The organism is Haloarcula montana (assembly GCF_035666295.1).
Taxonomy (GTDB): domain Archaea; phylum Halobacteriota; class Halobacteria; order Halobacteriales; family Haloarculaceae; genus Haloarcula; species Haloarcula montana.
Genome location: NZ_CP142028.1, coordinates 349,374 through 359,739 on the forward strand (window position 1 = coordinate 349,374; position 10,366 = coordinate 359,739).

The 10,366-nt window shown below is 62.1% G+C and carries 8 protein-coding genes; 2 read left to right on the plus strand and 6 right to left on the minus strand.

Annotation, left to right across the window (positions count from 1 at the left end; translation table 11 throughout):
* Positions 1–42 precede the first annotated feature (42 nt).
* The gene (locus VJ109_RS17350) at positions 43–525 is read left to right on the plus strand and encodes a metal-dependent hydrolase (protein WP_324760860.1); all 483 of its coding nucleotides are present in this window, start codon (positions 43–45) and stop codon (positions 523–525) included.
* A 39-nt stretch (positions 526–564) separates the two neighbouring features.
* Here the strand turns inward: VJ109_RS17350 and VJ109_RS17355 are convergent, their stop codons facing one another.
* From VJ109_RS17355 to VJ109_RS17375, 5 genes are all read right to left on the minus strand, one after another.
* The gene (locus tag VJ109_RS17355) at positions 565–2,763 is read right to left on the minus strand and encodes a histidine kinase N-terminal 7TM domain-containing protein (protein WP_324760657.1); all 2,199 of its coding nucleotides are present in this window, start codon (positions 2,761–2,763) and stop codon (positions 565–567) included.
* A 172-nt stretch (positions 2,764–2,935) separates the two neighbouring features.
* On the minus strand, positions 2,936–4,249 hold the full coding sequence (locus VJ109_RS17360) for a cytochrome P450 (protein WP_324760659.1): 1,314 nt from the start codon (positions 4,247–4,249) through the stop codon (positions 2,936–2,938).
* 110 nt (positions 4,250–4,359) lie between these two features.
* The gene (locus VJ109_RS17365) at positions 4,360–4,977 is read right to left on the minus strand and encodes a class I SAM-dependent methyltransferase (RefSeq protein WP_324760661.1); all 618 of its coding nucleotides are present in this window, start codon (positions 4,975–4,977) and stop codon (positions 4,360–4,362) included.
* Positions 4,978–5,181: 204 nt separating this feature from the next.
* Complete coding sequence (locus VJ109_RS17370) at positions 5,182–5,694, minus strand: hypothetical protein (protein WP_324760662.1); 513 nt, start codon at positions 5,692–5,694, stop codon at positions 5,182–5,184.
* 224 nt (positions 5,695–5,918) lie between these two features.
* Positions 5,919–7,148 (minus strand): ABC transporter substrate-binding protein, encoded by a 1,230-nt coding sequence (locus tag VJ109_RS17375; RefSeq protein ID WP_324760664.1) that lies wholly within the window; start codon positions 7,146–7,148, stop codon positions 5,919–5,921.
* 232 nt (positions 7,149–7,380) lie between these two features.
* Here VJ109_RS17375 and VJ109_RS17380 point away from each other — a divergent pair, with 232 nt between their 5' ends.
* A complete protein-coding gene (locus VJ109_RS17380) occupies positions 7,381–8,289 on the plus strand; it encodes an ABC transporter ATP-binding protein (RefSeq protein ID WP_324760666.1) in 909 nt (302 codons plus the stop codon).
* Here the strand turns inward: VJ109_RS17380 and VJ109_RS17385 are convergent.
* A complete protein-coding gene (locus VJ109_RS17385; protein WP_324760668.1) occupies positions 8,286–10,160 on the minus strand; it encodes an ABC transporter permease subunit in 1,875 nt (624 codons plus the stop codon). The genes VJ109_RS17380 and VJ109_RS17385 overlap by 4 nt on opposite strands.
* Positions 10,161–10,366: the final 206 nt, after the last annotated feature.

The window sequence follows — 10,366 nt, forward strand, 5'->3', positions numbered from 1 at the left end:
ACCACGCAGAGTCAAGTACGTGTGAACCCTGGTATCGACCGTGTGCTGTTCCTGACTCACCTCCTCGCGGCCGCGTTAGTGGGACGCTGGTCGCGCCTGGCACCGCTGTGGCTGATCGTCGGCGCAGCGTTGCCCGATCTCGTCGATAAACCACTCGCGATGGCCGGCGTCGTCGACCTCTATCACACGGTCGGTCACTCCGCGCTGGTGGTGCCCCTGGCCGTCGCGGCCGCCTACACCGGACGGACCGGGGCCGCTCTCGCGGTCGGCTGGGGTTCCCACCTGTTTCTCGACGCCCTCCACATCGTCATCAACGGCCGTCCCGGGGACGCGCTGTTTCTCGGCTGGCCGCTCGTGACCCCGCCGACGCCGCTGGCGATCCCTCCCGGCGAGTTCTTCGTTTATTACCTCTGGTCGCCGTCGTTTTTCCTCGAACTCCTGCTCTGGGCGGTCGCCGTCGGGATCGCCGTCTCCGATCTGCGAATACGGTCCGCTGCCCGTCGGTCCGGCAGTGACGAGCAGTGACTCCCCGACCGTCCGACTGTCTATTCGGCCGCCGACGGCTCAGGGGTCGTCGGTGCCCTCGAACACGTCCGCGAACAGCCTCGCCTGTGCCTTCCGGAGGTGGCTGTGGAGCGTCGGCGAACTGATCCCCATCGACTCGGCCACTTCCTCTGCGTTGGCCTCCCGGGGCCACTCGAAGTATCCGGCCCGGTAGGCCACGCCCAGCGCTTCCCGCTGTCGTGCGGTCAGTTCGTCGAGCCCGTCCGACGGGAGACCGTCGGCAGCGCGAAACGGATTCTCACGCTTGCGTTTCGTCCGAAGAGTCATCGCCGGGAACGCCGACGAGAGTCGGTCCAGCAACGCCTGTGCCTCTGCCGCCGACGGGACGAACACCTCGTAGGTGGCTGTCCCGTCGGCGACGGTCCCCTTGAGCAGCGTCGCGTTCCGTTCACAGATCGGCGCTAGCGACGTTGCCTGGCCGATCGCGATATCCAGGAGCCCGTCCCCGCGATCGCCGTGGACCGTATCGACTTCGACACCCGCGGCGGCCAGCCGCGACCTGGCCTGTTCGGCGTCGCCCGCCGTCACGTCCAGCAGCAGGTGGTGCCCGTCGTTGCTTCCGGCCGAGACGATCCCGAGGGTCTCCAGACGGATCTCCCCGTCCGCTGTCACGGCGGCGATCGGATCGCTCTCGTCGTCGACGGCGACGGTGAGCTGTACCCCGCCGTCGGCCGCTGTGAGCGCCTCGACCTCCGACGCGTCGATCGCGTGACCGACGAGTTCGCCCAGTTCCCGTAGCACGCTCCGCTCGCGGTCACTGACGTCCCGTTCGTGAACCAACAGTCCCATCGCACCGTACACCGTCTGGCCGTAGACGACCGGGACGACGACCCACGTGTTCGATGCCCCGTCGGGTTCCACCGGGAGTGTCAGCTCCGTCCCCTCGCTGTCTCCGATCGCCCTGAGCTGTCCGGTGTCGAGTCGCGGCGGTGCCCTCGACCTGCTGCTCGGGTGGCCGGACGAATCCGTTCGCACGTCGCCAGCGGTTCGCCAGCGATCCGCGTCGCCGGCCCAGGTCTGGACGTCCCCGATACAGACGCCAGCGTAGAGGTCGGATTCCGCGAGCCGGTCACAGACCGCCCTTTCGATCGATTCACGGCCGGTCACGGACGGCAGTGTCTGGTTGACACCTCTGATCACGGCGTTGAGTTCGTTCACCGTGACCAACTCCTGTTCGCGTCGCGTCCGGGCAGTCACGTCGTAGAAGACGAGCGTCGTCCCCAACTCACGACCGCTCCGATCCGTGATCGACGACGTTCGGATCTCGTAGGTCCGCGTGCCACGCTGGACCTCGCCGAGCGCGTCCTCCGTGTCGAAAGAGAGCCACTGCTCGTCGACGACCGACTTGGCAGGCTGACCCACCATCGCGCTCGGGTCGCGGTCGAAGATGGTGCCCGCTTCCGGGTTCGCGTAGACGATCCGGTCCTCGGTGTCGACGATCAGGACGCCCGTATCGAGCTGTGTGATCGCGTCGCTCCGTCCGAGCTTCCGTGTCGCGGGGATCAGATCGAACAGCTGTCGCCGGAACACGGCGTACCCGAAGGCGAGCCCGCTGACCGCGAACGAGATCGCCGTGTAGTCGACGGCCGGGGTCGATCCCACGATGAATATCTCGTGGACGTTGGCGAGAAACGGGACGATGATCCCGACGAGCAGTAGTGCCGACTGATCCGCATAGAGGTGATCGGACTGATAGACCAACCGGAGGAGGACCGCGATGGCGACCACCTCGATCCCGTAGCCGTAGACGATGTTGATCCAGAACAACGGCCCGTAAGTCGGGACCAGCACCGCCATCCCGTCGACGATGTGGACCGACTGCGCCGTCCAGAGGAGTTCGTGCCAGGGGTTGGTCAGCGCGGCGACGACGACGAGTACCGGAATCGCCGAGACGATCGCGACGGTCTTCCGTGTCACCCACTCGTCGTGGCCGGTGTAGCTGAGCCCGAACAGGAGCAAGAACAGCGGGATCGTCGGGTGGGCGATCCACTGGATCTGTAGGACCATGATCCTGAGCGTCGGCGTCTGTATCTGGAGCCCGATGGCGTAGACGAACGCCCAGTGGGCTAGCGCGGCCGACAACCCCGCGAACGGAACCGCACCCGGGGTCTTCCGGTGCCGATAGGCGAAGACGGCCAGCGCCAGCGTCGAGACGCCCGAGAGCAACAGGACGCCGGTAAAGAGGAGTCGGAAGATCATCGTGGTATCCGTGGCAACCGTTGTGGTGGACGTACTACCGTGGGTCGGGGTACAATAGCGAGAATGAATAGTCTTCCCCTCAGACAGAGAACCATTCTCCGGATCGGTGGAGCGCTGATCGATAGCTGTCGTCCCCTACCAAAACCACAAGCGACCGCCGCGAGGGACCCGCCTACGCGTCTTCGCGGTGCCGTAGTTTCAGTGGGACCGTCCCACTAGGCTGTGAAGTCATCTGTGGCGTGACCGAGACTGGTTCGGGTGCCTCGATCCGGTAGCGGCCCAGGACCGTCACCAGTGCGAGTTTCATCTCCAGTCGGGCGAAGTGACGGCCGATACAGATCCGTGGACCGGCACCGAACGGGACGTACTCGTAGCCCCTCTCCCTGGGTGTGGTATCGGCCCACCGTTCGGGCCGGAACGTTTCCGGGTCGTCGTAGAACCGTCCATCCCGATGAAGGTTCCAGACCGCCAGCAGGACCTCCGTGTCCCGTGGGATCGTGTGCTCGCCCAAGGATACCTCGGTGGTCGTCACTCGGGGGATGGCATGCACCGGCGGGAACAGCCGGAGTGTCTCGTCGATCACGTCGTCGAGAACGGACAGGTCCTGCACTGTCGAAAGCGATGGCGTCCCCTCGATAGCGTCATCGATCTCACCGGCCACCCGTTCGGCAACGTCACCGTTCCGTCCGAGTTGGTGGAGCGCGTAGGTCATCGCCAGGGCGGTCGTCTCGTGGCCGGCAAACAGCATCCCGACGACCTGATCGAGGATCTCTTCCTGGTCGAAGGCCGTCGACGGATCGTCGCGAAGGGCCACCAGCGCCGACAGCAGACTCTCGTCGGCCGGTCCCGGCCCGGTCCGGGAGAGCAGCGACTCCGCCCACGACCGTAGCTCCGCGGCTCCCTGCCGGAACCGGTAGCGGGCGGGCGTCGGGACCCAGTGGGGGAGCACCCACGACGTCGGTTTGAACCACAGGTTGAGTGCGTGCGCGGCCGTCGCCAGCTCGTCGAACTCCTCGTCGGACAGCGAGTGGCCCAGGACCACCTCGAAGAGGTTCTCCAGCGCGAGCTGGCGCATCTCGCTGTCGAGTTCGATCCGCTGGCCGGGCTCCCAGGCGTCGGCGTGGCGTTCGGTCACCTCCCGGATGGTGTCGGCGTGGCCGCGGATCCGCTGTGGGCTGAAAAACCCCTCCATCGCGTGGCGCTGGCGTTGCCACTGCTCGCCTTCGACGGAGAGCAACGCGTCGCCGAACGCGATCCGGAAGTCCTCCAGTTTCGCGAACGACTCCCGGTCCAGCAACGCGGTCTCGATGTCCGCGGGGTCGGCGAGGACGTAGATCTCGCGACCGAGGAGGTTCATGACGAACCGGCCGCCGACCGACTCGACCGCGTCGCTGACGAAGCCGAACGGATCCCTCGCGAACGACGGCGCGTGGCCGACGACTGGGTGCCCGGCCGGTGACGGCGGCGGTGCAGTCTCTCGGGGCATCTACGTGTCCACACCGCCGCGGGGCTTATCAGCGTGCTGTTGGAGCCCCACGGACGCTGCTCGGGTGGTCGAAACAGATCGCTCTGGCCTCGTTCGATCGGCTCGATGGATCAAACGGTCCGAAAGACTCGTATCGTGTCTCTCTTCGTCGGCTCCCGGATCAACTGTGCGAACCCGAGTTCCGCGAAGATCGTCTTCCAGTTGCGGTGATAGAGCGGGAACTCGTCGTCGACCTGACTCACGGCCGTCTCTCCGCGGCCCCGCTGTGGGCTGTTGCCCTCGTTTTCCGCCGTGATGAGGATGTCGCCCGCGATCCTGGCGATCTCTTCGAACACCCACTCGTCGTCCGGATGGATGTGCTGGAGGGTCTCGACGGTGTAGACGACGTCGAACGCGGCGGTGTCGAACTCCGAAACCAGTTCCTCGATGGCTCCGATGTGGAAGGTGCCCCGGTCGTGGAGTGTCGGATACTGGTCCGCCATCACTTCGAAGGCCTCGTCGTTGATGTCGATCCCGGAGAGGTTCTCGTAGCCCTGCCCCAGTAGGGCAGCGAGGTGGCGGCCGGAGCCACACCCGATCTCTAAGATCGTCGCGTCCGTCCCGACGTAGTGGTCGAGCACGTCTGTGAGCGTCTCGCTCACCACGTTGGGACCGATGTCGGCGTAGTACTCCGGCGAGTACTTTCCCGACCGGTCGGCCCAATCCGCTCGGACATCGTCCGGGTCCATACCGGTTCGAACGGGGGACGCTCGTTTATGCCTCACGGGATCGTCCGGACACCGTTGGCGCGAGGGTCGTCACGATATCGGGAGAGAATCACGCCACGCTGGAACTGCTCGCTCGCGGCGGTACCATCGCTGTGACTGCGCTAAACACCAGGTTCAGACAGTCATCCCGTGGTACACATCGGGGACCCAGCGGCTGGCGTGTCTCTACTCCGCCGTCCCGGAAAGCGAGAAGCCGACGCCGTCGACGAGATGAGCCACGTATAGCTGCATCCCGAGAAAGAGACAGAACGCGGTGAACAGTCGCATCTCGCTCGTCGTAAAGAGGCCGTACAGTGGGTTTCCACCGGCCGGCAGGAACGGCTCCATCAGCGGATGATGGAAGGCATCGATCGTCACGTGTACGGTGACGGCCGAAACCGCCCCGAGGACGACAGTCCGTTTCGAGACCCGCTGGTGGAGTTTCGCCCGTCGCATGTACTCGTCTATCGAGGGGCGCACGAGGAGCATCACACCGGCGAGGGCGACGGCGAAGGCCAGACTCCCCAGGTAGCTATGCATCCAGTCGTGGCGCGGGCCGGGCCATACCCCAACAAATACCAATGCTGCACGCCAGTCGACGAGGACGCTCCCGAGAATGACGGTCGGTATATCGACGTACCGGAGCAGGAGCAGCCCGAGCAACAGTCCCGGCCCCAGATGAAAGGGCGTCAAGGGCATAGATATCCTGGAGTGGGTGCGGTGAAAAAACAACGGGGAACTTCCTCCGGTAGCCGCTCGATCCGGGTGGTGACCGCATGGCCGGACATCCCTACTTCTTCGGCGATATCAGTGACGGTCCGACGCATCGTGACTCAGAGCCGCGATAGAACCCGAGGCGAAAAGCACCCTCCGGATCTCGTATCGCGTTCTGTTCCGTTGCCCATCTGGACGGGGACTCACCGTCAGAAGTTTCCGGTGACGATGTCTGCGAGCCGCTGGCGGTCGAACAACTGCTCACTCCCCGAGAGTTCTCCATATCCGGGATACGCCCCGAATTCGTCGGGATAGAGCTGCTTTGCGGTCATCTCCGTCTGGAACATGTTGATAATCGGACCCTGATATGGGGTGCCACCGACGTAGAGGTCGTCGTTTTCGACTGCAGTCACCTCGCTGCCGACTGGATGGTCCTGGAGGAGCGCTCGCTGTTTCCGAATCAGGTTTTCGCCTTGGAAGTCCCGATACGTGATTCCGAAATTGAAGATGATAACGTCCGGATCGTACTCCAACAGTCCCTCAAAGTCAACCGTGATAGACGATTGCCCGTCGTACGCGCCCGCGAACGCGTCGACGACGTTCAAATCACGGTAGTGTTTCTTCCCCCACGTCCGTTCGACCGCCGATTTCGGGTTGTAAACGACCCAGCCATCGCGGTTCTCGGGGTTGTATCGTCCGTTCACCAGCGCCAGGGAACGCCGCTCGTCTTCCGGCGGGACCCGCGAGCGAACGTCCTCGATGAACGGTTCGTAGAGTGAGAGCAATGCTTCGCCGCGTCGCGCTTCACCGAATAACGCGGCGTACTTCGGAATGTATTCGGGAAGGGATAGATAGGGATACGGCTCGCCGACCGGCCAGTAGGTCCACCCGTCGAAGCGCTTTCGTCGACTCTCGTTCCCGAACCAGGGTGCGACGTTCTCTTGAATCTCCTCGGCTTCCCCCTTTTCGAGCCCGTAGATCGAGATGAGGGGGTTCGGGTCGAACGCCAGCAGATCCGGATCTAATTCGTACAGTACCTCAAGATCGGTATCACGTTCCGGCGTCGTAAATTGGGTGAGGGCCTCTTTCTCGGGTGCCGTCACGCCGTCGAGGAAGTCGTAGAACCCGTGATACCAGAATCGGGGGTCGGCCATACCGACAGCACCGTCGGCCTGGCCGAGTGCGGTCAACACGTCCGCAGTGAACCCGAGACCGCCAACCCACGAGGAAGGGGGTTTGTCGAGCGTGAGTTCACCAACAGGTGGCATCGTGGCCGTGTACGACTGCTCCTCCGTGGCCGTGCTCGTAGAGTCCGGTGTCGACCCGGAATCCGATTGGTCCGTACATCCTGCGAGCAATCCACCCCCGACGATGGCTCCGCTGTACTTCACGTACTCCCTGCGCGTCGGCGCACCTCGTTCCCTATCGTCTCTCGGCATGGTTTTAAGGCCAACCTAAAACAATATAACCCTGCCGATTTCTAGGCTGGCAAAAAGACAGTGATCGGCGGTCGAATCCGGACAGCCGCGTTCCCGTCGGTGTCTCCGACGAAGTAGTAGAGAATAGGCGGCTACTCCCCAATACTTTTAGACGTATTCAGCGACGTTCGGATATGGTCCTCCACGTACCCATCCCTGTAGTTACTATCCTCCATGGTTGGGTGAACTCACGATGACTGCAATCGAGACGAGAGGGCTCACAAAGCGCTATAACGGCACTTCCGCCGTTGCTGACCTCGATCTCACTGTCCGGGAGCGTGAAGTCTATGGGTTTTTAGGACCCAACGGCGCTGGAAAATCCACGACGATCGATATGCTGATGGATTATACCCGACCGACAGCGGGAACTGCGACCGTTCTCGGGATGGACGCTCGCCAAAAAGCCAGTCTGATCCACGCGCAAACTGGTATCCTGCCCGATCAGTTCGGCGTGTATACCACTCTTACGGGACGTGAACACGTCGAATACATCCTTGATGCGAACGATGCAACTGGTGACCCTGAAGCGGTGCTCGATCGTGTTGGCCTCGAAGATGCGATCGACCAGCGCGCCGGTGGCTATTCGAAAGGGATGCGTCAACGACTCGGCCTTGCGATGGCAATTGCAGGCGATCCGGAACTGCTGATTCTCGATGAGCCGTTCTCCGGACTCGATCCGTACGGAGTGCGTCTCGTCCGCGAAGTCGTCGCTGCTGAACGCGACCGGGGAGCGACTGTCTTTTTCTCCAGCCACGTCCTCGATCAAGTAGAGCGCGTCTGTGACCGCGTCGGCTTACTTTCCCAGGGACGGCTTATCGCTGAGGGAACACCGACAGAACTCCGAGAGATGGCTGGCGTCGAAACGCACCTGCGAATCGAGACTGACGCCGACGATACCGCGGTCCAGACGATCAGAGAGGTCGACGGGGTCGAGCGACTCTCCCGTGAGGAGGGACACGTTACGGTAACGTGCCCCCGTGACGTTCGCTATCGTGTCTTGGATGCCCTCGACGGTACAGGGGCGACGATCCAGTCGTTTGACAGTGAAGCGGGGACGATCGAGGACGCGTTCGTCGAACTGGCGACCACCAACACGGATTAATCGATACTCCAGTGTCGATACAAGAGCAGTGCGAGGCCGAACGGGAGCACAAACCAGAGTCCCAACTGGATACCCGAAACCCCTGGATGAAGATACCAGGCTGGAACGTCAACGCCATAATCGATCCGTGCGACGACGATATTCGAGAAGTAATTCGGTTGAAGCTCGCTGATCACACCAGTGGCAGATCCCGCCGAGTTCGGAACGCCGATAATGGCGTTGGTCACGACGTTGAACAACTGCAGCGGAGGGAACCAGCGTACGAAGAGGTATATCGGGTTCTCCGGCGGGGCGAATCCAGTTACGGTCGTGCCTGTGAGTGTACCGTAGATCGCATTTGAGAGGGAGTACCACGCGATATGCACAACAGCGAAGAGCAGGACCGTGACGCCAGCGACCGACTGGCTCCGGACGATGGTGGATATCGTAACCCCGAGGGCGGCCATCCCAACCACGAATACGAGTGTGAACACGAGAAAGCCAGCAAACGTGGTGAGTGGTACAACTCCGTATTGGGGGACGGCAACGAGGCAGGTGAGAAGAACAGCAGCGACAATCGGTACGGCGAATCCGCAGGCTCGTCCGACAACGAAACCAACGAGGGTAGCTGTCCGTGAAACGCCGGTTCCAGCGGTCAACCGGATTGCCCCTGTAGTACGTTCACGTATGACTGTACGGAACGTTCCAAAGAGAACGCCGAAACCGCCCAGAAAGCCCAGCGGAGTCTGGAGGGCAGCAAGCGGAATGCGCGAACCGAGTGCATTCTGAACGTATCTATCCGGTGAGAGACCGGCGACACCAGCAGCGAGAACAAGGAGACCAACGACCCAGACAAGTGGCGTACGGACGAGACGGGAAAACTCACGGCGAGCAAGTGGCTGCCACGACCCCGGAAGTGCATCGACGAGCCCGTCGCGTCCGGTAGTTCTTCGGAACCGATGACCGCTGAACCAGGGTAACGATAGACAGTGATCGACAAGCGTTCGAAATACTCCTGTCCCACCACTTGGGGTGAGGTCAGCACGTCGGAACATCGCTGTTCCCCCAAGCAGCGACACGACAGGCCACACGAGGAGGAACCCAACTCCACTCCATGCAGGGAGGGGAGGGGCCGTCGGCGTGAACCCTCCTGTGTCACTGATCGCATCGGAGACCTGGCTAACAGCGGGGTCAGTCCCCACCGGAACACCGAACAGCCAGTTCGTGAGAACGTTGTACGCGCTCATCGGTGAGACCCATTTGGCAATCGCGAACGCAGCTGGATACGCCATCTGATTCCCGGGCGGTGATCCGGTTACGATCTGCCACAGAAACGCGAGAGTCACGTTGTCCCAGAATGCGAACGAAATCGTCACGACAGATCCGGCAATGACCGCACGGGTCGTTGACGAACCCGCAGCAGAGAGGCCAACTATCATTCCCGTCCACGCGAACACGTATACCGTCGAGAGACTGAGGAATCCAACCAGTACCGTTACCGAGAAGTGACCGTACTGAACGGCATCGTAACCGACTACAAGGACGGTTCCACCGAGAATCGGTACGAGAAGGGCCAATCCACGTCCGAGAACCATTTCGAGTACGAACCGACACCGGGTAAGTTTCGTCCCGAGGAGTATCCGTGCGGTTCCGGCTTCACGTTCCTGGATTATTGCGCGGAACCCGAGCGCAGTAGCTGCGAACGGGACGATTACTGCGACAGCGACTTGTGCATGCACCAGTGCCACTACATCGGTTAGTATTTCGATTTCTTCAGAACCCGGAGGAGCCGGCAACCGGGACAGAAGAACGAAACAGAGGCCGACGATCCACGGTGTCTTCCCGCGAAGATAGCGGCGGTATTCAGTACGAGCAACCGGGGTGGAGGGCATCGATACTAGGTATCTGGAAGATTTCTGACTTAACAGTCTCGATATTGTTGTGTGTGAACAGCCCTGTAAAGGGTCCGTCGGTAGAACTCCCCGTTGACCGAGCCGGGCTACTCTCCGAATTGATCGGGATAGAGCTGCTTTGCGGGCATCTCCAACTGGAAGTGATTCAACACCGACGACACAGTCATCAGAGAGCAGGCGTCGCA